General features: G+C 69.2%; 22 protein-coding genes. 14 read left to right on the forward strand and 8 right to left on the reverse strand.

From position 1 onward, the window contains the following. The first annotated feature begins 80 nt into the window (after positions 1–80). The 5 genes from ACFWPT_RS27265 to ACFWPT_RS27285 all read left to right on the forward strand — a co-directional run bounded on the left by ACFWPT_RS27265 (position 81) and on the right by ACFWPT_RS27285 (position 4,310). The gene (locus tag ACFWPT_RS27265) at positions 81–1,019 is read left to right on the forward strand and encodes a DUF2637 domain-containing protein (RefSeq protein ID WP_380484900.1); all 939 of its coding nucleotides are present in this window, start codon (positions 81–83) and stop codon (positions 1,017–1,019) included. Positions 1,020–1,307: 288 nt separating this feature from the next. Next, complete coding sequence (locus ACFWPT_RS27270) at positions 1,308–2,048, forward strand: plasmid mobilization protein (protein WP_380484902.1); 741 nt, start codon at positions 1,308–1,310, stop codon at positions 2,046–2,048. Further along, complete coding sequence (locus ACFWPT_RS27275) at positions 2,045–3,016, forward strand: relaxase/mobilization nuclease domain-containing protein (protein ID WP_380484904.1); 972 nt, start codon at positions 2,045–2,047, stop codon at positions 3,014–3,016. Before ACFWPT_RS27270 ends, ACFWPT_RS27275 begins: the two co-directional genes overlap by 4 nt. Further along, positions 3,013–3,798 carry a hypothetical protein gene (locus ACFWPT_RS27280; protein WP_380484906.1) on the forward strand — a complete coding sequence of 262 codons (786 nt, stop codon included), beginning with the start codon at positions 3,013–3,015 and terminating at the stop codon, positions 3,796–3,798. The genes ACFWPT_RS27275 and ACFWPT_RS27280 overlap by 4 nt, the downstream gene beginning before the upstream one ends. Positions 3,799–4,073: 275 nt before the next feature. Next, entirely contained in the window at positions 4,074–4,310 is a 237-nt protein-coding gene (locus ACFWPT_RS27285) for a hypothetical protein (RefSeq protein WP_380484909.1), read from the forward strand. A 57-nt stretch (positions 4,311–4,367) separates the two neighbouring features. On the opposite strand, the gene ACFWPT_RS27290 is transcribed toward ACFWPT_RS27285, so the two are convergent. The 4 genes from ACFWPT_RS27290 to ACFWPT_RS27305 all read right to left on the reverse strand — a co-directional run bounded on the left by ACFWPT_RS27290 (position 4,368) and on the right by ACFWPT_RS27305 (position 9,004). Continuing rightward, positions 4,368–5,138 (reverse strand): hypothetical protein, encoded by a 771-nt coding sequence (locus tag ACFWPT_RS27290; RefSeq protein ID WP_380484911.1) that lies wholly within the window; start codon positions 5,136–5,138, stop codon positions 4,368–4,370. Positions 5,139–5,536: 398 nt separating this feature from the next. Then, the gene (locus ACFWPT_RS27295; RefSeq protein ID WP_380484913.1) at positions 5,537–6,700 is read right to left on the reverse strand and encodes a damage-control phosphatase ARMT1 family protein; all 1,164 of its coding nucleotides are present in this window, start codon (positions 6,698–6,700) and stop codon (positions 5,537–5,539) included. A 31-nt stretch (positions 6,701–6,731) separates the two neighbouring features. Further along, positions 6,732–7,616: a phosphotransferase enzyme family protein gene (locus ACFWPT_RS27300; protein ID WP_380484915.1), complete on the reverse strand. Its 885-nt coding sequence runs from the start codon at positions 7,614–7,616 to the stop codon at positions 6,732–6,734. Further along, positions 7,613–9,004, reverse strand: a complete 1,392-nt coding sequence (locus ACFWPT_RS27305; RefSeq protein ID WP_380484917.1) for a helix-turn-helix domain-containing protein — start codon at positions 9,002–9,004, stop codon at positions 7,613–7,615. The genes ACFWPT_RS27300 and ACFWPT_RS27305 overlap by 4 nt, the downstream gene beginning before the upstream one ends. Positions 9,005–9,213: 209 nt before the next feature. Between ACFWPT_RS27305 and ACFWPT_RS27310 the strand changes: the two genes are divergently transcribed. From ACFWPT_RS27310 to ACFWPT_RS27340, 7 genes are read left to right on the forward strand one after another with little or no spacing between them, the layout of a single operon-like run. Next, on the forward strand, positions 9,214–10,464 hold the full coding sequence (locus ACFWPT_RS27310) for a methionine adenosyltransferase (RefSeq protein ID WP_380484919.1): 1,251 nt from the start codon (positions 9,214–9,216) through the stop codon (positions 10,462–10,464). Further along, the gene (locus tag ACFWPT_RS27315; RefSeq protein WP_344468835.1) at positions 10,464–11,429 is read left to right on the forward strand and encodes an aminoglycoside phosphotransferase family protein; all 966 of its coding nucleotides are present in this window, start codon (positions 10,464–10,466) and stop codon (positions 11,427–11,429) included. Before ACFWPT_RS27310 ends, ACFWPT_RS27315 begins: the two co-directional genes overlap by 1 nt. Continuing rightward, a complete protein-coding gene (locus ACFWPT_RS27320) occupies positions 11,426–12,136 on the forward strand; it encodes a histidine phosphatase family protein (protein ID WP_344468836.1) in 711 nt (236 codons plus the stop codon). The genes ACFWPT_RS27315 and ACFWPT_RS27320 overlap by 4 nt, the downstream gene beginning before the upstream one ends. After that, positions 12,129–13,421 (forward strand): serine--tRNA ligase, encoded by a 1,293-nt coding sequence (gene serS / locus ACFWPT_RS27325; protein ID WP_380484922.1) that lies wholly within the window; start codon positions 12,129–12,131, stop codon positions 13,419–13,421. Before ACFWPT_RS27320 ends, serS begins: the two co-directional genes overlap by 8 nt. Continuing rightward, complete coding sequence (locus ACFWPT_RS27330; protein WP_380484924.1) at positions 13,422–14,444, forward strand: glycosyltransferase; 1,023 nt, start codon at positions 13,422–13,424, stop codon at positions 14,442–14,444. Positions 14,445–14,476: 32 nt separating this feature from the next. Next, positions 14,477–15,484, forward strand: a complete 1,008-nt coding sequence (locus tag ACFWPT_RS27335) for a hypothetical protein (RefSeq protein WP_380484926.1) — start codon at positions 14,477–14,479, stop codon at positions 15,482–15,484. Continuing rightward, entirely contained in the window at positions 15,481–15,750 is a 270-nt protein-coding gene (locus ACFWPT_RS27340; protein ID WP_380484928.1) for a hypothetical protein, read from the forward strand. The genes ACFWPT_RS27335 and ACFWPT_RS27340 overlap by 4 nt, the downstream gene beginning before the upstream one ends. A gap of 87 nt (positions 15,751–15,837) precedes the next feature. On the opposite strand, the gene ACFWPT_RS27345 is transcribed toward ACFWPT_RS27340, so the two are convergent. From ACFWPT_RS27345 to ACFWPT_RS27360, 4 genes are all read right to left on the reverse strand, one after another. Further along, complete coding sequence (locus ACFWPT_RS27345) at positions 15,838–16,122, reverse strand: His/Gly/Thr/Pro-type tRNA ligase C-terminal domain-containing protein (protein ID WP_380484930.1); 285 nt, start codon at positions 16,120–16,122, stop codon at positions 15,838–15,840. A 316-nt stretch (positions 16,123–16,438) separates the two neighbouring features. After that, positions 16,439–16,993, reverse strand: coding sequence for an NUDIX hydrolase (locus ACFWPT_RS27350; RefSeq protein WP_380484932.1), 555 nt, complete (start codon positions 16,991–16,993; stop codon positions 16,439–16,441). A 206-nt stretch (positions 16,994–17,199) separates the two neighbouring features. Then, positions 17,200–17,982 carry a very short patch repair endonuclease gene (locus tag ACFWPT_RS27355; RefSeq protein ID WP_380484934.1) on the reverse strand — a complete coding sequence of 261 codons (783 nt, stop codon included), beginning with the start codon at positions 17,980–17,982 and terminating at the stop codon, positions 17,200–17,202. Further along, the gene (locus tag ACFWPT_RS27360) at positions 17,979–19,298 is read right to left on the reverse strand and encodes a DNA cytosine methyltransferase (RefSeq protein ID WP_380484936.1); all 1,320 of its coding nucleotides are present in this window, start codon (positions 19,296–19,298) and stop codon (positions 17,979–17,981) included. Before ACFWPT_RS27360 ends, ACFWPT_RS27355 begins: the two co-directional genes overlap by 4 nt. A 116-nt stretch (positions 19,299–19,414) precedes the next feature. On the opposite strand from ACFWPT_RS27360, the gene ACFWPT_RS27365 reads away from it, so the two are divergent. Then, positions 19,415–20,260 carry a GIY-YIG nuclease family protein gene (locus ACFWPT_RS27365; protein ID WP_380484938.1) on the forward strand — a complete coding sequence of 282 codons (846 nt, stop codon included), beginning with the start codon at positions 19,415–19,417 and terminating at the stop codon, positions 20,258–20,260. A gap of 67 nt (positions 20,261–20,327) precedes the next feature. Then, the gene (locus tag ACFWPT_RS27370; protein WP_380484940.1) at positions 20,328–21,149 is read left to right on the forward strand and encodes an Eco29kI family restriction endonuclease; all 822 of its coding nucleotides are present in this window, start codon (positions 20,328–20,330) and stop codon (positions 21,147–21,149) included. The last annotated feature ends 5 nt before the right edge of the window (positions 21,150–21,154 follow it).

Raw genomic sequence — 21,154 nt, forward strand, 5'->3', positions numbered from 1 at the left:
CCTCCCCGAACTTCACCCCACCACCGCCTCGCCGCTTCGCCACGCCCGCCTGCGGCGAGGCCACCCCTGGAGCACCACCCTTGACCACCATCGCGATACCCCCTGCCCACACGCCGACCGTCCGGGCCACCGCCTGGGACCGCCTCGCCGTCGCCCTGCTCGGCGTCCTCGGCTTCGTCCTGTCCTACGACGCCCTGCGGCAGATGGCCGGCGCGACCCACGTCCGCGGCCCGCTCACCTACCTGTTCCCGATCATCATCGACGGCTTCATCGCCTACGGCGTCCGAGCCCTGCTCGTCCTGCGCGAGGCCCGATGGCCCGCCCGCGCCTACGCCTGGACGCTCTTCGCCGGAGCGACCGCCACCAGCGTCTGGGCCAACGCCCTGCACGCTGTCCGCCTCAACCAACTGCCCACCACCGGCAGCGGGCTGAAGCTCACCGACACCGTCGTCGGCGTCCTGTCCACCCTCGCCCCGCTCGCCCTCGGCGGCGCCGTCCACCTCTACATCCTCATCGCCCGCCACGGGCACGACACCCCAACCGCTCCCGCTGAGCAGAACGCCCTTCCGCGCACCGAGACTTCTGCCGACCCGGTGACCGCCGACCCTGAACCGGAGCTCCGGCCGGAACGAGCGAAGGACCGCAGCGACGAGAACGCGCTCCTGACGCTCATGTCCGCCGCCGGACTGCTGCCTGCCGAGTGGCGCGACGCGCTGCCCGACCCCGAACCGGCAGAAGCCGACGACCAACCGGCCGATGACCCTGATCCCCAGGCCGATGGCGCCGCCGGGGCGGAGAACAAGCCGATCGGGCGTCCGCCGGGCGCGCCGATGGAACGGCTGCTGGAGGTGGGCCGCGCGGCGGTCGCCGCCGAGGGCCGTCTCACCCGCGCGATCGTCGAACAGGCCGTGCGCGACGCCGGCCTTCCGCTCGGCAGTACCCGCCTCACCGAGCTGATGCGAAAGCTCCGCGAGGAGCACGCCGACGAACAGAACCCTCCGCACCCCGAGGCCGACTGACCGGCCCTCGTGTCCGGCTGACCGGCCCGGTCGGTCAGCCGGACACCGACTTCTGCCGACCCACCGCCGCACTCGGCAGAAGGCCAGCGCCGCCCGGTCAGTACGCCCGGCCGGATTCGACTCGCAGCGCGGGCACAGTCCGATGCGGCGGTCGCTCCCGGGAAGGCCGCGTGGGACACGTCGCCCATACCTGCGAATTCCGGCACGGCCAAACCGGCAACCACCCGGACACTGCCCACCACACACCCACCAGCCCGAATCGCCAGCCGCCACCGAGGAACAACACGCGTGAACACCGTCCGCCGAACCCTGAACAGCCTGCTCGGGAAGCCTGTAAACTCCCAGGACCGCAACGGAGTTGACCACCTCCACAGCAACAGCGGAGCAAGCGAGTGCATCCGGCCCCCTTATCGGGGCCCGGACGCGGACACCCACGCCCAGGAGGGCGCGGGCGAGGTGGTGTTGCCGAGCGCGAGGGCGCGCACGGCAACGCCGCAGGAGCACCGCGAGGGCGCGGCACTCCAGGAGAAGCCCACCAACCTCGTCCCCGTGTCTGACGCTGACGAGCTGCCGCCCGCCGCACCGATCGCCCGAACCGATCGTGTCGACGCGCGCCGTAAGCCCAAGCGTCGCCGCCGTGACGACGAGAACCCGAAGCACACCAAGGTCTCTCTCCGTGTCACCCCTGAGGAGAAAGCCGAGATCGAGAGCCGGGCGAAGGCCGCGAAACTGTCCGTCGCGCACTACCTCGCCCGCAAGGTCTTCTCCGAAGACAGCGTCAGCCTCGGCGGGCGGGACGCGAGCCTGGATGCGGCCGTCGACGAACTCCGGGCGACCCGTCGCCAGCACGCCGGCGCGATGAACAACCTCAACCAGCTCACCCACGCCTACCACTCGGGCGCCGACGTCCGGCCCGCCGCGATCCAGGACGCCGCCATCGCCGTCCGAGACGCCTTCGAGGCGGGACTGCGGGCCGTCGCCGGAGTCGACGCCGCCGCGATGGGGCTGGCGAAGGTGAGGCGCGGTTGATCAGCAAGGCCGTCCACGGCAACAACACCCTCGGCGCGCTCCGCTACCTGTTCGGCCCCGGCAAGGCGAACGAGCACACCGACCCGCACGTCGTCGCCTCCTGGGACGGCTTCGCCCCCGACCCCGGCCGCCACCAGTCCGCCACCCTCGAGCAGCTCACGGACGCCCTCGACCTCCACGTCGTCCAGTACGGAAGGAAGATCAACAACCACGTCTACCACCGCATGATCCGAGCCGACCCGGGCGACCGCATCCTCAGCGACGACGACTGGGCCGCCATCGCTCGCCGGGTCATGGCCGCCGCCGGCATCGCGCCGGACGGCGACGAAGGCGCCTGCCGCTGGGTGGCCGTGCGACACGCCGACGACCATGTCCACATCCTCGCCACCGTGGTGCGGGCCGACCTCACACAGGCCCGCCTGCGCGGCGACCAGTACCGCGTCGAAGCCGAACTCACCAAGATCGAACGCGAGTACAAGCTCAAGGACCTCTCCGACACCCGCACCCGCGAATACCGGGACGCGATCCCCAAGCGCGCCAAGGGCACGGAGCTGTACAAGGCCCAGCGCCTCGGTCAGGAGGGCACCGACCGGGACCGGCTGCGAACCGCCGTACGCCAGGCCCTGGCCGGAGCTGCGGACGAGGAGGACTTCACCGCCCGGCTTGCCGCGAAGGGCGTGCTCCTCGCCGTGCGCCGCGCGCCCTCCGGCGACGTGACCGGCTACAAGTTCGCCCTCCCCCCGGCGATGAGAGCGGGCCGATCTGGTTCTCCGGCAGCAAGCTCGCCTCCGACCTCACCCAGCCGAAGATCCAGGCCCGCTTCTCCCTCGGCGTCGACCAGCCCGCCTTCCCCACGCCCGACCCCCGCACCTGGCCCGCTGACGGCCGCCACCGGGCCAGCACCACCGTCGAACGCGCCTACCCGGCCTTCGACGACGACCAGGACGTCGCCTGCGCGGAGGCTGTGATCCGGGGCGGCATCGAGGTCCTCGACACGCTCGCCGCCACCAGCCCGACCCTCAGCAGGAAGGAACTCCACCAAGCCGCACGAGCCCTGGAGTACACCCGCACCGCCCATACCCGTGCAGCCGGCGCCGACCTGCGCGCGATGCGCTCCGCGGCCCGCGAACTCCTCCACGCCGGGCCCGCCACCGGCCGGGGCGAGGACGGCACGGCCGCCGCAACGATCCTGACCAGCCTCGTGTTGCTCGCCGTCGTGATCGCCAAGTGGCACGCCGCCCAAGGCCACCGGCACCAGGCCGACGCCGCCCGCACGGCGGCCGACCACCTGCGCGCGGCCTACACCCGGCACGCGGCCAAGCCGATCGCCCACCTCACCCTCGAAGGCCGGCTCCTCCCGAAGCCCGACCACGACCGGCAGGCCGACGTCGTTCGCCGCACCCTGCCCGCCGACCGGGCCACCCGGCTCCTCGCCGAGGAGAACTGGGCTGCCCTGGCCGCCACCCTCGCCCAGGCCGAAGCCGCCGGCCACAACCCGACCACCCTGCTTACCAACGCCGCCGGGCGCCGCGAACTCGCCACCGCCGACTCACCCGCCGCCGTCCTCACCTGGCGCATCCGCCGCGACGCCAACCTCCCCGCCCCCGCACCGGCCGCAACCCCCGACGAACTGCGCACCAGGGCAGCCCGCGCCCGCACCACCACCAACCGCACCACCGGCACGCCGGCTACACCGGTCATCGCACCGTCGGCGCCGGTCGCGCCCGACCAGGTGCGCCGAACACGCTGACCAACACGGCTGGGCGGGTGCGGAGCCTCCGCACCCGCCCACCAGCCCATCTCGCCCAGCATGGACGTCACCCGTCAGCCGTCGCCGAAAGCAGGACCCAGCCAACGAAGCAGACCGCCGGGACTTCCCGAGGAAACCCGGCGGCCGGAGCGCCACAACTACCGTGCAGCAAGGTGACGGTGTCGATTCGATGTCCTCCTCGTTGGGAGGGATCCATTCCGGCAGCGCACGTCGTATGGTCCCCTGCTGCCCCGCTGCCGACCCGAAGGGACCGCATGACCGACTACGACCACGACTTCTACAACCCCGCCCCCGAACCCGCGCGTGCCGTCATCCGCGCCGTCCCGCACCCCGCCGAGCTCAACCCCCGCGGCATCACCATCACCTGCACCGGCTGCCACGCCCGCCGCGACTGGCTCCTCCTCGCCGTCCGCGACCAGATCTTCGTCCGCTGCCGCTGCGCCCACGAGTTCCGTGTACGTTTCCCGTGTTGCAGCAGGCCGCGTTGCTGAGGGGCCGAGGGGAGCAACCACGGTCAGCGGCGGCAACTGCGTGGCCAGGTCGCCCAATCAGTTCTTGCGTCGCCGACGCTGCCCATACGGTCCGCGCCGGTCGTGGGGCCGCCACTCGTCGTCATCGTCCCGCCCCTGCGGCATATCGGGAGGCAGCGGAACGGTTCCGCCCTCACGCAGCTTCGCCGCCATGACCACAGCGGGATCGGGAACCGGGTCTTCGTAGCGCTCGCGGTCCAGCTCAGGAAGTGCCCGTCCTCTCCCGGCACTCCGCGCCGGAACTGCGGGAGGCGTTTCCCTCCGCACCTGGCCGGAACGCGGGGCGGCCGGACGCAGCTCGATACCGTTGCGGCGCAGCTCTTCGGCGAACATCACCTTCTGCTCGGCGTCCATGCGGGCGGCGTGCTGCTGCATGAGCTTGTAGGAGTAGGTGCCCGGGGGGACCGACTGGACAGGCTTGCGGCTCGGGTTCTTCGTGGGCTTCCGAACGTGCTGGATGCGCACCGCATGCTCGGCCTTCTGCCGTTTCTTCGCGGCCCTGGCCTTCTCCTTCTCGGCGACCTTCCTGGCCGCTTTCTCCTGGCGGGCTTGCTCTTCCGCGATGGCCTTCGCGACCGCTTTGGCGGCCTTGGCGGCTTCTTCCCGCTTCTTCGCGGCCTTCGCCTGGAGTGCCGCGACGGTGTCGGCGCTGGCCTGCGCGGTCTGCTTCTTGCGCCACTGCTCGTCCTTGGCGCGCCGCTGGCGCTCGTCTTCCTTGCGCTTCTGCGCCTCAAACCACTGCTTGGCGGCCGACTCCTTCGCCGTTATAGGCGTTATCTCGCTGGTCATGGTCCCCTCACTGGCCTGTCGACCGTGCCGAAGTGACTGTATGTCAGCGCGCCAATGCCCGGCTGGCGTTCCAGGGCACTCCTCGCCAGTAGGCCCCGAGGACGGAGATTCGAGCCCGCGCAGAGCTGCAGTGCAACACGTGCAGACTGGACGCGGAACACGAATGGGCCGAGCCCGACCTCACCCGAGCCGACTTCGACCGGCACTACGTCGAACCCGAGCATGAATGGGACGACTTCGACACCGCCATGAGAGCCCTCGCCTTCGACGGACTCCTCGCCGGAACGACCTGGAACCTGGACTGACGTCCACGCCGCACCCGCCACTGTTCACCTCCGACGCTTGCCGCGTCACGCCCGGACGACCGAGGACACCGGGGCACACGGACGGCGCTTCGACTACCGGCGGAGGTCGACCTGGATGACGGCGTGGCGGCCGTTGGTGCGCCACGGCGTCCCGGCGCTGTCGAGCTGAGCGACGACGGCAGCGTCGACGCCGACGATCACGTCCGATTTCAGCGTCCGCAGCGCCGTGACCGCTGAGGGGAAGTGGCTGGTCACCTCGGTGAACGCGGTGGTGGGCGGCCACAGCTGATCGCCAACGAGCCGACGGTAGTTGAGGTCGCCCTTGAGGATCGTCATCGCAGCGCCGGTGAACTCGGACCGGAGGTCGGCCGGCATGTCGTGGAACGGCAGGGGTGCGCAGAAGAACGGGTGCGTGCGGATCACGAGCGCGCCGCTGTTCATCGCTCGCCACAGCCGTTCGCCGATCGTCCCGGCAGCCGCAGTGGCGGCGGTGCGCAGGCGCTGGATGGTGGCGAGGACGTCGGCCATCGTCGCGTCCGACACGTAGTACGGCTGCGGCTTCACGTAGACGACGACCTGTGCCGCCAGGCCGGAAGCCAGGAGGTGGTCGACCAGCACCAGGTCCGGCAGGAGCTCCCGGCCGGCGTTGTCCACGATGATGCAGACACGCCCGCCTCCGGCCCGCTCCAGCTCGGCCCAGAGCGACTCGCTGTCGTCGGCCACCAGGTCGGACGCGATCGCCCCTCCAGCCTGCGCCGTGATCTGGAAGCTCAGGTCGGCGCGATTGCCCCAGAGCGCCGAGGAGAGAAGCGCGGCGGCCCGCTTGTCGGTGAAGTCCGAGGGCAGGTCGCCGAGGGCCGCCAGCTCGGCGTCGACAGCCGGGCCGTCGAGTTCGGCGTCCTTGAACGGTGCGAACGGGTCGATGCCCTGCCAAGTCCCGGGCCGGAAGTAGCCGGTGGCTTCGAGCAGCCTGCGGTAGAAGTAGCTCTCGCCCCACAGGAACGGCGCCTCGCCCCACGGCCGTCCGAACAGGCCCTCACCCCACTCCAGCCACTGCTGGTGATCGTGGGCACTGGTGCTGAGCGGCTGCAGCACACCGTCAGTGCTCTCGGCGAGGAGGTCCTCGATCGCGACCCGCTCGCTCGGCCCGTACGGCAGTGCGTCGAGAACCTGCTGGACGAGCTTCGGATGCCGCTCGTGGAAGACACCCCAAGCGAAGGATCGAGGGACATCGCTGCGGATCACGGGTGCAGTCATCACGGTCGGGCTCGTCCCTCTCATCGACATCTCAGCTGACAGTTGTCCAGCCCCACGGGCGTGGACCGCTCTGCCCTTGCAGGCAGGAGAGACGGTAGTGGGCTTCTGCCCGGTGTCGGGTTGGATCGGCTGCCGCGTGCTGGAGAGCGAAGCAGGTGACCCGGAGCTCGCGGATGCTCCGCAGCACCGGGTAGCCGCCCCAGGTCATGACGTCGGCTCCGTACGCCTCGCAGAAGGCGGCGTACTCACTGTCCGAAACCGAGCCGAAGCTGCCGTAGCCGACGGCGGTGGCGGTGAGGTCCCACTCGGGCGGCCCCAGGGAGGTCCGTTCGAAGTCGAGTAGGTACGTGGTGGTGGGGGTGACCGCTACGTTGCCGCGCCAGGCGTCGCCGTGGATGACGCTCGTCGGCAGGCTCGACTGGAGGCCCTGCCACGCCGTTTCGAGTTCGGCCAAGCGGTTGCGCAGCCACTGTCGCTGGTCGTCGTCGAGGGTTGCGGCGGCGTCGATCCGAGCGGCCAGCCGGACGAATGGGTCGAGGCGGCCCAAAGGGAAGGTGGGAATGGGGAGTTCGTGGAGGCGCCGGAGGAGCGGCGCGATGTCGGCGGCTGCCCCTGGCTGGTGCAGGGGGAGCTCGTGCCAGAAGGTCACCGGGTTGCCGTCCACATTGAGCGGCTCCGGCAGGTGCGCGAGCGGGCGCACCGCGGGCACCCCGCAGTCGTACAGCCAGCGGGCGACAGCCAGTTCGCGGCTTGCGGCAGCGGCTTGGCCAGGGCGGCTGATACGGGCCACGATCCCGTGCGGCAGCCGCCACAGCGCGTTCTCCCCGATCCGGATCGGTTCGGCGCCGACTGCGGACAGGCCGATTTCCGCGCATGCCTTGAGTAGCAGGGCGCGGGAGTTTTCGAGGCTGCTCACACCGCCACCGTAGCGGCGATCTGTTCGCGCAGATCCCGGACGTCGGGGAGGCTGCGATGACGGTGGGCGACGCGGGCGAGCTCGGCCAGCTCGTAGTTGGCCCGGAGCGACCGGAGGTCGCTGACCTCGGATAGCGCGGTGCGGCCCTCGGCCAAGGCCTGGTCGGGGTCGCTGGCCGCCATCTGGAGGGTGGCGAGCTTGGTGCGGGAGAACGCGCGCGAGCGGGCGAACCCCTCGTCGTGGCCGTCCACCGCCGCCTGCAGCCGCCGGAGGGCTTCCTGCGGCGGATGGCCGGCGAGGGAGAGGTCGAAGAGGGCGTGGCCGGTATCTCCGTGGTGCTGGGCGCCGTCGTAGTACGCCATCCACGGCCCCTCGGCCGTCGGGGTGATCGAAGCGAACGAGTCGTCGGACGTGCCGATCGCGGCCAGTGTCTGCTGGGTGCGGCCCATCTTGGCCAGGGCTCGGGCGCGGGCGTTGTGGAGCATCGACTGCTCGGCGGAGGAGAGGCGGTCGGCGCGGGCGAGGCCGAGCTCCGCGAGGGTGAGACCGGAGTCGGGGTCGCCGCGCCAGATGGCCTGGCGGGAGCGGAGGTTGTAGGAGATGGCCCGCAACGGCCAGTTGTCCACTTCCTCCGCGCACGCCGTGGCGAAGGCGAAGAGGCGCTGGGCGTCGTCGTGGGCGAAGGAGTCGAAGGCAGCCGCGCCGACCACGGTCGCCAGTCGGCTGACGGCACCGAACAGCTCGGCTCGCAGCGGGGCCGGACAACGACTGTTCAGCAGTCCGGCAGCCCAGTTGAGCTGGGCCAGCGCGGTCTCGCGGACTACGCCGGCACCGCCGTAGAGATTGTCCCAGCCGCGCAGTGTGGTCGCAGCGTCGCGGATTTGCTCGACATCGGCGGGCCGAACCGTCGTCGGAACGGCGGCGGCCGAGGTGGAGGTCAGCAGTTGGGCCAGCGGGCCGGCAGCGATGGCGGCGCCCGTCGCGGTGAGGAAGTTGCGTCGTTCCATGGGGTCGGACTCGTTCCACTCGGGAGCGTGAGTTGACCCGTCCAGCGTGCCCCCGAGCCGCGCTCCTCGGGGAGCCTTGACGGCCGCAGCGGGCCGTTTGTCCATTTCCCCGGAGCGGTTGTCCATTTCAGCCTCGGCCAGCGCCACGCTCCGCGAGAGCACGCCGCCGGTGTCCAGGGCGGCGTCCAACGCCCGGGTGTGGTGGAGCTTGCACGGTCGTTCCGCCCGCTCGAACTTGCTGATCAGGTCCCCGCTGAGGTGGACCAGCCGACCGAGTTCGTCCTGGCTCAGCTTCCTGAGTTCCCGCCAGTGCCGGAGTTCCGCGCCGAGCCAGTGAGCCGCGGACCGGGTGGGGTCCAGAGGCTTCGGTGGTCGCGGCACTTGATCCCCCAGGGCGTCTCTTGTGGACAGCGGGTGCTGTCCGAATGCCGGTACTGGTCGGGCCGTTCGCCGGCAGGGCTGAATGTCTCCGAGCGCTAAGCGCCCATTACACACCGCTACGAGCCTGACGTGCAGGTGTTCGGTGCAACTACGCGCCGAACGCCCCGCTGGCTGCCGCCGTAGCCGGACCGACGGAAGAGGAGATCGCCATGCAGCGAGTCAGCACGACCGTGGAGCACAGCAGCATCACCATCGAGACCGGGCGTCAGCTCCCCACCGACCTCGTCCTGCTGGAACGCAAGGGGCTTGGTCACCCCGACACCCTCGCCGACCACCTGGCCGAGGAGCTCTCCCGCGCATACAGCCGCTACACGCTCGACCGCTTCGGCGCCGTGCTCCACCACAACTTCGACAAGCTCGCCCTGCTCGGCGGCTCCTGCGAGGTCCGCTACGGCGCTGGGCGGATGACGGCCCCGGTGAAGGTGCTGGTCAACGGACGAGCCGCGTACGCCTGCGGCGGTGAGGACATCCCGGTACGGGAGTTGGTCGAGCAGGCGGTCCATGCCTTCTTCCACGACCGCCTGCCCGAGCTCGTCGGCCACCTCGACCTGGTCTTCAACATCACCAGCAACCCCAGCCCCGGCGCGGTCGTGACCGACGAGAGCGGCACCGACCGATCGCGCTGGTTCGCACCCCGTTCGGTGGACGACCTGCGCGAGCGCCACACCCTGCTCGCCAACGACACCTCGCTCGGCACCGGCTGGGCCCCGATGGCCCCGTTCGAGCAGTTCGCCCACGCGCTGGTCAACCACCTGTCCGGCGTCAGCGAGTTCACCCGGGCGAACCCGTGGTGCGGCTCCGACGTGAAGCTGATGGGGCACTTCGACGGCGCGAAGGCCGAGGCCATCCTGTGCGTCCCACAGAAGTCCGAGCACGTGCCCGACCGGGCTGCGTACCTCGCCAACAAGGAGGAGGTTCTGGCTGAGTGCGCCCAGTTCGCCGAGCAGCACCTCGGCGGCGTTGAGGTCACCTTCCTTCTCAACGCGCGCGACGTCCCGGAGAAGGACGAGCTCTACCTGACCTACACCGGTAGCTCCATCGAGTCCGGCGACGAAGGCGTCGTCGGTCGCGGCAACCGGGTCAACGGCCTGATCACCCCGCTGCGCCCGATGAACCTGGAAGGCGCCAGCGGCAAGAACCCCGTCTACCACGTCGGGAAGCTCTACAACCTGGCGGCCACCCGGCTCGCCCAGCGCCTGTACGAGGAGACCGGCAGCTACGCCGAGGTCCACCTGGTCAGCGCGACCGGCCAGCGACTCGACCAGCCCTGGAAGGTCCTGGTCCGGCTCTCGGCCGAGGACCCGGACATCGACAAGGTGCAGGCCCAGGTCGCCCTCGCCCTCGGCGGGTTCCCGGAGCTCACCGCCGATCTGGTCCACCACGGCGTCCGGCTCAGCTGATGCCCACCGAATCGCGCACCCTCCTGCCTCCGCGCAGCGCCTGGCAGCGCCTTCGGGAGCACTACGGCCCGGGGGTGCACGGGTGGCTCGCCCGTGCACCCGAGCGCTTCGACGAAGCCGCGCAACGTTGGCAGTTGATCCTCCACCGCTACCACGACGCCGGGCACGCCTCGCTGCTGATGGTGGCGCACGAGCGCGGCAGCGGACGCGAGGTGCTGTTGAAGGCGTGGCCGGAGCACAGCCGTTACCGCAACGAGGTGGCCGCGCTGGGGATCTGGGCCGACGGGCCGGCCGTCAAGGTGCTCAACCACGCGGACGACCTCGGAATCGCCGCCTTGGAGGTGGTGGCCGCTATACCCGGCGGAGCAGCCGGACCGGCGAACCACGAGCACGAGGACGTCGCCGCCGCACTACGGCAACTGCACCGCATCGGCCGAGGCGCGACTGCCACGGCCACAGCCGCAGCGCTTCCCGGCCTCCGCGACTACCTCGACGGCGAGTTGATCCCGCGAGTGCACCGGCGCCTGGCGGCGCAACGCCCCCAGGCGGAGGTCGACTGGGCGAGACTTGGCGAGAGTCTGGTCACCGGGCTGCACCCCGACGAAACGCGGGCAACGGTCCTCCACGCGGACGTCTACCGGGAGAACGTCCTCTTCGACCACGACAGGAAGCCCGTCCTGGCGGACCCCCTGCCGATGACTGGGGACGAGATCTTCGACTGGGCGTTCTGGACCGTCTACTACAACTTGGGCGCCGGCACCCGCGACCGGTTCGAGACCGCCGCCGTCACCGCCGATCTCGACCCACGGCGGCTGCGCCACTGGAGCCTCGCGCTCTGCGTGGACGGGCTCCTCTACTACCGCGAGGTGGAGGACCACCGTGCCCCCACGATGGAGCGGGTGATCGCGGGGCTGGCCGCCGACCTCGACCTCACCGCGCTGCCGGAGAGGACCGGCCGGACATGACCACCTACCTCCTGCGCCACGCCAGCACCCGCTACAGCACGACTCACCGCGTCAACGGCGACCCGACGGTCGATCTCCCACTCGACCCAGCGGGTCGCGTCGCCTGCCGGACCGGCAGCGGCGTGCTCGCCGCCGTCCAGCCAAGCAGCTGGCTCACCTCGGCGTTCGCCCGTACGAGCGAGACGGCCCGGCTGCTGATGGGCGACGCCGACCAACCCGTCAAGGTCGAGCCCGCGCTCAACGAAGTGGACTACGGGCAGTTCGAAGGCGGCCCCTTCACGGAGTACGCGCGCTGGCTCGTCACCGCCGGCCCCTGGGAAGAGCCGCCCGGTGCTGCCGAGTCCCAACGCGAAGCCATCCGCAGGATGCTGCGCGGCCTTCGCAGCGCCCTCCAGCTGCCCTCGCCCCGGGTGGTCGTCGCGCACGGGCTGCTGGCCTCCGTGATCCGGTGGCAGAGACGGACTATGCGTGAGAGCTCGGGGCGGGCCATGCCGATCTTCTTCGACGAGGTGCGCTGCCTGTACCTGACCAGGATCGAGGACGGCGAACTCGACGACCTCATCACGGACCTGCTCAACATCCTGGATACGGAGGAGAAAGAGACCAACGCTGCGGGCGGATGGGCCGCGAGGCCAGAAGACGGGCGCGTACTTGCTACCTTCGATGGACCATCTGTCCAGCTGGAGGAGACGAACTCCCATGCATGATCCCCGCGCCCTGATCGAGATGGGCTCCGAGGCGGTCCGCCGCCTCGCCCGCCGCGGCTACACCCTGGATCTCTCTGCGTTGGAGTCTCTTCAGTCCCGCCGATCTCAGCTCATCACCCGCGCCGACGATCTGCGGGCCGAGTCGAAGCGGGTCGCCCAGGAGGTCCAGCAGGTGGCCCGGCAGGGTGGAGACACGGAGACCCTGAAGGGCCAGGCCCGAGACCTCAAGGAGTCGATCCGCTCGGCCGAGGCCGAGCAGGACCAGGCCCAGCAGGAACTGCGCGACCTCCTCCTGACCATCCCCAACCTCCCGCTGGACAGCACCCCCGACGGCGACTCGGACGAGCACGCTGTCGAGATCCGGCGGTTCGGTGCGCCGCCGTCCTTCTCCTTCGAGCCGAAGGACCACGTGGACCTGGGCGAGGCCCTCGGCATCCTCGACTTCACCCGGGCCAGCAAGCTCTCCGGCTCCCGGTTCAGCGTCTCGCGCGGACCTGGCGCCGCCATCGAGCGCGCCCTGGCGACGCTCTTCCTGGACCTGCACACCAAGCGGCACGGCTACGTCGAGCACGCGGTCCCGTACCTCGTCACCCGGCAGACCATGACCGGCACCGGCCAGCTCCCGAAGTTCGAGGAGGACCTCTTCGCCACCGGCATGGGCGACCGTGAACTCTTCCTGATCCCGACCGCCGAGGTCCCGCTCACCAACCTCTACGCGGACGAGATCATCCCGCCCGCCGAACTCCCTCTGGCGCTCACCGCGCACACCCCGTGCTTCCGCTCGGAGGCCGGTTCCTACGGCCGTGACACCCGCGGCATCCTGCGCCAGCACCAGTTCTCCAAGGTCGAGATGGTCCGCATCTGCGACCCCGAGGACTCGCAGGCCCAGCTGGAGAAGATGCTCAGCCACGCCGAAGCCTGTCTCAAGGAGCTGGGTCTGGCCTACCGGGTCGTCCAGCTCGCCGCCGGTGACCTCGGCTTCTCGGCTCAGATCACCTACGACATCGAGGTCTGGCTGCCCAGCCAGCAGACCTACCGCGAGATCTCCTCCGTCTCGGACTGCGGCTCCTTCCAGGCCCGCCGCGCGGGCATCCGCACCCGGGACGAGCACGGCAAGACCAAGCCCGTCGCCACCCTCAACGGCTCCGGGCTGCCCATCGGCCGCACCCTGGCCGCCCTTCTCGAACAGTGCCAGCAGCAGGACGGCTCCGTCGTCCTGCCCGAGGCCCTGGTGCCCTACCTCGGATTCCGCCGGATCTCGGCGGACGGAACCACGGAGGCATAAGTGTTAGTCGGCATCTGCGACTTCCCCAGCAGCTACACCTTCCCGCCCGCCGGCTACGGCGGGATCGAACGCTGGCTCTGGGCAGTGGCGGAAGGCGCCCGAGTCGCAGGCGCCGACGTACACCTCCTCGGTCCCGGCTGGAGGACCGGCCTCGCAGCGGACTGGACCACCCGTCCGATCCGCTTGGAGGACCTCCAGCCGGGTACCCGGCAGACTCGTGACCTGCGTTCCACCGGCTACGACCTGCTCGTGGTCGGACACGAGTACCCGTCGCTCCCCGGGTGGCGCCGGGTCTGGGCCGATCTCGACTGCGACGTCGCGACCTTCCAGCACTCGCCGGTCTTCCGGCACGCCGCCGACGCCTTCGACGCGAAGCGTTCCCGGCTGTACTGCTACTCGCCCGAGATGGTGGGGCTGTACGCCGCCCACACGCCGGTGCTGGAGCATGCGGTCCACCTCGGGCTCGGTGAAGCCGAACCTCCCGCCTGGCCCGGCCGCGACCTTGTCTGGCTCGGCCGGATCGACGAGGAGAAGGCGCCGCACCTCGCGGTGCGCGCGGCCCAACTGCTCGGTCGGCGGATACGCATTGTCGGACCGGTCTTTGACAACGACTACGTGCGACGGCACCAGGCCCTCTTCGCGGCTGATCACGTCAGTTGGGTAGGCGAAGTCGGAGGCGCGGCCAAGACGGCCGCGTTCTCCGATGCCTCGGTCTACGTCTACACGTGCTCACGAAGCTACGTGGAGGCCGGCGCGGCTGTTTTCGGGGAGTCCCTGCGTGCCGGTACGCCCGTCGCCGCGCTCTGCTGGCGAGACGGCACCTGTGCGGAGGCGGCTCTGTGCGAGAGCACCGGAGCCGTTGCCAGGGTCGTTCCCGAGCACGACGACGAGGACGTGGCCCTGGCGCTTGCGACAGCGATCGAGCGGTGCCTGGAATTGGACGCGCCGACCGTACAGGACATCGGCCTGAGCCGGTTCGACCCTGAGCGGCACTTCCGCGCTCTGGCGACCAGGCCGTGCTGACCGCGGACTCACCGTCGAGGCCACTCGATCTCTTGGACGACCGCCTCGGGCTCGGCACGCAGTGGGACATCGAGCACGGTGCCGATGGCCGCTTCGAGATCCGCCACCGCGACCGGGGTACGCCGTACCGTCCGGCCAGTCGACCGCTCCAGTGGACCAGTCTGCTGCAGCAGTTGGAGAGTGGCTTCGGTGCGGCGGGCGTCGCCCGAGCGAGACCGTTGCCCATGCGGTGGGGCCGGGACACCGAGTTGACGATCTCTGCCGTCCAGGCGCTCGACCCCCTCCTCAAGGACGGAAAGCCGTACGTCTTCCGCCGTGGCTACCTTCCCCAGCCGGTCGTCCGACTGACCGGCGAGCGGGACCACGCCGGCGCCCTGAGAGAGGGATTCCTCACCTCGTTCGTCAACATCTCGCGTATCGAACCCGTCACTCGGACGACCGAGTTCACCAGAATCCTCGATCACTGGCTCACGGTGCTGTCCGGCATCGGCCTCCACGCCAGACACCTCACCATCCATGGCCGCAATGCCGTCTGGCAACGCCGCGAGGTCTGCGGCCTCACGGTGCACTTCCGGCACCTGGACCTTCCCATCGGTGACATCGTCCTGCTCTGGAATGGGGCGGATCCCAGCTGCATGGCGGTGGACCTGGGCTCCGGCCTTGAGCGACTGGCTTGGGCCCGCACCCGTCGCTCCTGGTGGGAGCTGGCCTTCGGCCGCTTCGCGACGGCCGGTGTGGACGCCGACGTACTCGACGCCGTTCGAACCGCGACGCTGCTCGTCGGTAACGGCATTGCCCCTGCGGCACGAGGGGCCGGCGGGATACTCCGTCGTATCCTTGCCGGCGTTCCCGCCGACGCCGCACCGCTCGGGGTCAGCGCCCTGGTCCGGGCGAGCCACGGATTCTGGAGCCTCACCTCACCGATGGCCCTGCCGTGGCCCGAGGTCGCCTTCGTCATCGAGCGCGAGATCCACCGTCGCGACGTCACCTCTTCCAGCCCTCTCCCCCTACCTCGGTCGAGCTGGAGCGACAGGACGTGAGACCCCGACGTGACCGGAACCCTCCCGCCGAGTTCCGACTCCGCTTCGCCTGGACGACCGGGTTCTGCTTCAAGTGCGAGGAAGTCACCCAAGTCGCCGAGTTGGGCACACTCACCGTCGAAGGCGAGACCGTCGCACTCGCGGCCTGCCACCTCTGCGCCTGGCGGCTGGAGCGGCAGCACCACCACGCCCGCCAAGCCCATCTCCGCGCCCAGCTCGCCGGTGCGTGGGCTGACGCTACGAGACGCGCAGCAGCCTGCATGTGAGAAAAGCGTCGCGAAGGTCCTTTGCTGCTAACGGGAGACGCTTCTCACCGAGGCGTTCCGCCGGGTGACCGACTGACCAGCCGACCCCTACACAGCGGCGGTCAGCAGCTTACGAACGTGCTCCACCGCCTCGGCCACCGGCACCAACTGGCTCTTGCCGGTGGCCCGGGTGGTGACCTCGACCGTGCCGTCGGCCGGGCCGCGGGCGCCGACCGTGATCCGGTAGGGGATGCCGATCAGCTCGACGTCGCGGAACTTCACGCCGGGCCGCTCGTCGCGGTCGTCTAGGAGAACGTCGACCCGCTCGCTCTGCAGCTGCCGGTACAGGGTCTCGGAGTCCTCGGTCACCTTCTCGTCGCTGGTGCCGAGCATGACGACGGCTACCTCGAAGGGGGCGACCGAGACGGCCAGACGATGCCCTTCCCCGGACGGGGCAGCGACCAGGGAGCCCATCGCTCGGGCACTCGCCGGAGGGCACCCACGCTGGAGGTTTGGAGGCACTCGACGTCGGTGCTACGGAACGAGCCTGGCGCCACTACGAACTTGGCAGCAGTACGAGGCCATGAACCACCTGCCTCAGCTGCGACTCCTGGCCAACCGCACGGGGGCAGCCCTCCAACGCGCCCGAATCGACCAACTGGTCGGAAAGTTCGAAGTATCGCGATGAGGGTGGCGAGCTCCCGAGCTGTCACTGCCTACGGGAAGCCAGGACATGCAGGAGCGCCACCAAGGTTCCCGAGCCCATGAGCTTCCCCTCCGCCATCAGCATCGGGATCTCGGAGATCGGCACCCACGCGACGTGGCCGGCCTCCTCGCCGTCCTCGGGCGCGCCGACGAGGGTCGCCCCCTGGCCGACGAATACCTCGTGCGGCGAGTCCACCATGCCGACCATCGGCTGGAAGGTAACCACGTGGTCGAGGTGATCCGGCCGCCAGCCGGTTTCCTCCTCGACCTCGCGCAGAGCAGCCCCCAGACCATCCTCGCCGGGATCGACGATGCCACCGGGAAGCTCCCAGCCCCAGGACTGCGGCACGAAGCGGTACCGCCAGAGCATCAAGACGCGGTCATCGGCATCCAGCACCGCAGCGATGGCCACGCGGTTCAACCGCACGACGTGATGCTCGAAGCGCGCCACACCAGGCGGCTCAACGTCCACGAGCGCCAGTTGTACCCATGGGTTGTCATAGACCACGCGGTCGCCATAGATCTTCCACGGCTCGAGCCCATCGGCCTGAGTGCTCATCAGCAATCACATCCTGGGAAGTTGACCACACTTGCCGACGAGGCGGCGCGCGTCGAGCGTAGTGAGCTAGCCAACCCCGGTGTCGGCGACGGTGGTACCCACATCTTCTTCGCTGCCCGCCGAGGGAGACCTACCTGACGAGTCCTACTCGAGGACGAGACGCTGCCCGCTCAGCAGTGGGCGGGGACCTATGGTCGCCGAGCCGTCTATCCGGGTGATGCTGAGGCTCGGACAACGCCAGCAACCTTGGCAGCCGCCTCGGCTGGATCCTCGTGTTCCCAGACGCGGATGACCATCCACCCGGCCTCGCGGAGGAGACGGTCCGTCTCCGCGTCCCGGGCCTGGTTGCCTTCGATCTTTGTCCGCCAGAACTCGACGTTCTTGCTGGAAGCTCGCAGATGCTCGGGGCAGCCGTGCCAGTAGCAGCCGTCGACGAAGACGGCCACCTTGAGTCTCGGAAAGACGATGTCGGCGGTGCGTCGCAGCTCAGGGAGAGGCCTGGCCGCGACGCGGTATCGGAATCCCTGCTTGTGTAGCAGCGACCGCAGCCGGAGCTCTGGCTTGGTGTCCTTGTTCCGGTTGCCCTGCATCGAAGCTCGGACGGCAGCCGAGGAGGCCCAGGAGCCCTCTGCCGGTGGCTCCTCTGTCAGAAGAGCTTTCCGCCAGGCCAGGCTCCAGCCTTCAGCGAGGTTCGCCGCACGGGTCTCGTGCTCGACTTCCCCCAGGTAGCGGGCAGGGGACTTGCCCGCATCCGACCAGCGCAGGTAGGCGCGAATGCGCCGCGTATCCGGCAGCACCTTCAATTCGACTGAAGCGCGGGCGAATCGGCCGTCGCCGAGATCGACCGAGCGCCGGTGGCGGCCGCCAGCAGCCCGATCCTGCTCGGCCGCCAGAGTCTCACGGGTCCGGTGTGGCCGGCCCTTCCAAGCACGGTCTGGTGGCGGGTCGTGCTTCCAGTGCCCTTGCGCCACGCTGGCTGTCCTGGTCACTTCTGACGCTCCTCCGCCTCGTCCAGGACGGCGGCGACGGCCTTCGCGAAAACCTCTCCTAGGACGACGGGCACGGCGTTCCCGAGCTGACGCATCTTCTCGCCGCGTGGGCCCTTGAGCTCCCAGGTATCTGGGAACGTCATCACGCGGGCTGTCTCACGGACCGTCATATAGCGGTGCTTGTAGGTCACGCCGTCGGACATCAGCTCGTCGGTGAGCATGACGGACTCGCCGCCTGGCACTCCATGGACGCCAGCCTTCACGGTCTTGGCTGGCCGGTCCAGTTCGTTGGGCGTGTGGCCGTCGTAAATGCGTGCACCCGGCCACCCGATGTGCTCCGTGAAGCCCTTGATGTAACGCTCGGTGCGGTCCAGCATGTCCTCGGTGATCTCTGGCAGCGGCTTGTTGTCGCCGATGCCCTTGATCGCGTCTCGCAGCGTGTACCAGGGCAGCAGCCCATCATCTTTGGGTGCGACCTTCGGTAGGCGCTTCTTGACCGACTCGCGGACATGCGATTCGACATCCGCATGCCGCTGCCAGTAGCCTCCCCCGTCCATCATGGATCGGATGAGCGCGGTCTCGGAGTGCGTCGGCTGCACGAGTTTCTTGAACAGCCCGATGTCGACGTTCAGGTCGCGGCGGAAGGCGACGATGATGACGCGGTTGCGAATCTGTGGCACACCGTAGTCGGCGGCGTTCACAGGTGTCATGACGACCTTGTACCGCTTCTTGAGGTCGTCCAGCTTGAGGTCATCCGGCTCTTGCGCCAGCCGCTCGATCAACTTGTCGTTGTGTTCCCGCCAGTCGACACCCTCGCCACGCTCCTCGAAAGGCAGCTCCAGCTCGCGCAGGATGTACTGAAAGTAATCCTTAAACGAGGGCCTGAGCAGGCCGCGGACGTTCTCGCAGATCACGGCTCTCGGCTGCATCTGGCGGACAGCCTTGAACATCTGCGGGAACATGTTCCGCTTGTCCTCGTCGCCCTTGGCGACACCGCCGAGGCTGAAGGGCTGGCAGGGGGGACCGCCGGCGAGGACATCCACCTGGCCCTTCAGGTAGCCCATCTCCAGGTCCTGGACGTCGCCGGCCACGAGTGGGACCTTCTGGCCGGGTTCTGGGGCTTCTGTCGGCTTCTCGCCATCGGGCAGTCGCTTCGCCCCGTTGGCCTCCAGGGTCTCGCAGGCTCGCTTGGCGAACTCGTTGAACAGCAGCGGCCGGAACCCCGCGCGGTGCACGGCCATGGCTAGGCCGCCAGCGCCGGCGAACAGCTCGACGCCGGTGCGATCTTTCTTCGATTCTTCATGCAGCTCAGCCATAGTGAAAGCATACCGCGGAGTTGTCGATCTTCAAGTGATTTGACGTGAAAGTTCGTCGGGGCGTGGCGTGCGGCGATAGGGTTTCCTAGATCACGTTGACCTAGGGAGTGGCGCTGATGACGCCGGTGGTGGGGCCCGACGAAGGGCCGCGGTACCACAAGGACTTCACGCTGAGCATCACCAAGGCGCTCGGGGATCAGCTGGCGGCCGCCTTGGACGGTCTGGAGCCGGCGCCGCTGCACGAGGACAGCATCAAGGAGCTCAGGGAGAGGGCTGGTGTCTACCAGCTCTATCTGAACGGCGAGTTCGTCTATGTGGGCAAGGCTGAACGGTCTCTCCCGGCCCGCCTCCGCAATCACCTGCTGAAGATCTCCGGCCGCCGCCGGATCTCGCTGGAGGACACGACCTTCTCCTGCCTGTACGTGGCGGAAGACTTCTCCGCGCTCGCCCCGGAACAGCTGCTGATTAGCCACCACAAGGGCATGGGCAACATCCCCTGGAACAACAACGGCTTCGGCAACAAGGACCCTGGCCGCCAGCGCGACCACACCATCCCAAACCGCTTCGACGTACAGTTCCCCATCGACCTCGATCGGCCGGTCGAGGGCCTTGAGTCCGGCGAGATCACCCTGCACGACCTGTTGGAGAAGGTGAAGGCCGGCCTTCCGTACAACTTCAGGTACGGGAGGTCCGCCGCGTTCAAGGACCAACTCTTCACGGTGCCCGAAGGCCAGGTGACCGCTGACGAGGTCTTCCGGCTGGTCTCGGCGGCGATACCCGACAAGTGGCAGATCACCGCCCTCGTGGGATACGTGATCATGTACGACGACAGCCCCGCCGTTTATAACGGTGCCTGGCGCTACTACCGGGCTGGCCAAGCGATCGATGTCGAGCCCGGAGTCGAGCCCGGAGTCGAGCCACCGGGAGACGTGGAGGTCGACCAACTGGATCAAGACGGCTGACCGACTGGGTCGGTCGCCACGTGTTCGGCCGCCGTCGGCACCGTCCAGCTGGGAACGGATCGCCATCATGGAGATGGAACCTCTTTTCGAACTGATGGTGCCTGCGAGCAGCGCCATCCCTTCGAAGCGCCAGGGGCGCGAACGCCCGCTTCGACGACCAACCACACCACCCTCGACCGGAGCGGAGAACCCAACAGTGGCCACGCAGCCCGCCATCGACGGTGTCATAGACGCCGAGCCCTACAAAGGGCCCGACTCCATCTACGACCCGTTGCGACGGGAGAACCTCGGGCGCAGCGTGCTGTGGGCGCTAACCTCCCGCGAAGCTGTACGGCTGGACCGGCTCCCGCGCTTTAACGGCTGCGGGATCTACGCGATCTACTACGCGGGTGACCACGAGCTCTACGCTCCGATCGCATCCGACAAGTTCGAAGTGCCGATCTACGTCGGCAAGGCCGACCCGAGCGGGGGTCGCAAGGGTGTGACGGTGGGGAAAGCCTGGGAGGGAACCCCGCTGTGGAGCAGGCTCGGAAAACACAAGGTGAAGATCCATAAGACTAGCGATCTGAACGTGGAGGACTTCTTCGCCCGGTACCTTCCCGCCGACGATCTGTTCACCCCGATGGCCGAGCGCCTGATGATCAGCGACCTCCGACCTGTCTGGAACGTGGTGCTCGAAGGCTTCGGCGTGAACCCACAGGGGTCCGGCCGAGAGGGCGCCCAGCTACGCCCGAAGTGGCACGAAGTGCATGTCGGCGTCGACTGGGCCGACGGGATGCCGCCTCAGCCCAGCGGCCCTGAGCCATTGCGGCAGCAAGTACGTGCTCACCTGGCACTCCACGCGGAGCCCCGCCCAGATGCCGCCGGTCAGCCACCGGGCGTGATCTGACCGAT

Source organism: Kitasatospora sp. NPDC058478, from assembly GCF_042720345.1.
Taxonomy (GTDB): Bacteria; Actinomycetota; Actinomycetes; order Streptomycetales; family Streptomycetaceae; genus Kitasatospora.

Excerpts from the sequence above, each read along its gene's own strand:
- ACFWPT_RS27370 (WP_380484940.1), top strand. The coding sequence starts at position 20,328 with ATGGAGATGGAACCTCTTTTCGAACTGATGGTGCCTGCGAGCAGCGCC.
- ACFWPT_RS27310 (WP_380484919.1), top strand. The coding sequence starts at position 9,214 with ATGCAGCGAGTCAGCACGACCGTGGAGCACAGCAGCATCACCATCGAG.
- ACFWPT_RS27320 (WP_344468836.1), top strand. The coding sequence starts at position 11,426 with ATGACCACCTACCTCCTGCGCCACGCCAGCACCCGCTACAGCACGACT.
- ACFWPT_RS27295 (WP_380484913.1), bottom strand. The coding sequence starts at position 6,700 with ATGACTGCACCCGTGATCCGCAGCGATGTCCCTCGATCCTTCGCTTGG.
- ACFWPT_RS27290 (WP_380484911.1), bottom strand. The coding sequence starts at position 5,138 with ATGACCAGCGAGATAACGCCTATAACGGCGAAGGAGTCGGCCGCCAAG.
- ACFWPT_RS27285 (WP_380484909.1), top strand. The coding sequence starts at position 4,074 with ATGACCGACTACGACCACGACTTCTACAACCCCGCCCCCGAACCCGCG.
- ACFWPT_RS27315 (WP_344468835.1), top strand. The coding sequence starts at position 10,464 with ATGCCCACCGAATCGCGCACCCTCCTGCCTCCGCGCAGCGCCTGGCAG.
- ACFWPT_RS27350 (WP_380484932.1), bottom strand. The coding sequence starts at position 16,993 with ATGAGCACTCAGGCCGATGGGCTCGAGCCGTGGAAGATCTATGGCGAC.
- ACFWPT_RS27360 (WP_380484936.1), bottom strand. The coding sequence starts at position 19,298 with ATGGCTGAGCTGCATGAAGAATCGAAGAAAGATCGCACCGGCGTCGAG.
- serS (WP_380484922.1), top strand. The coding sequence starts at position 12,129 with ATGCATGATCCCCGCGCCCTGATCGAGATGGGCTCCGAGGCGGTCCGC.
- ACFWPT_RS27365 (WP_380484938.1), top strand. The coding sequence starts at position 19,415 with ATGACGCCGGTGGTGGGGCCCGACGAAGGGCCGCGGTACCACAAGGAC.
- ACFWPT_RS27345 (WP_380484930.1), bottom strand. The coding sequence starts at position 16,122 with ATGCTCGGCACCAGCGACGAGAAGGTGACCGAGGACTCCGAGACCCTG.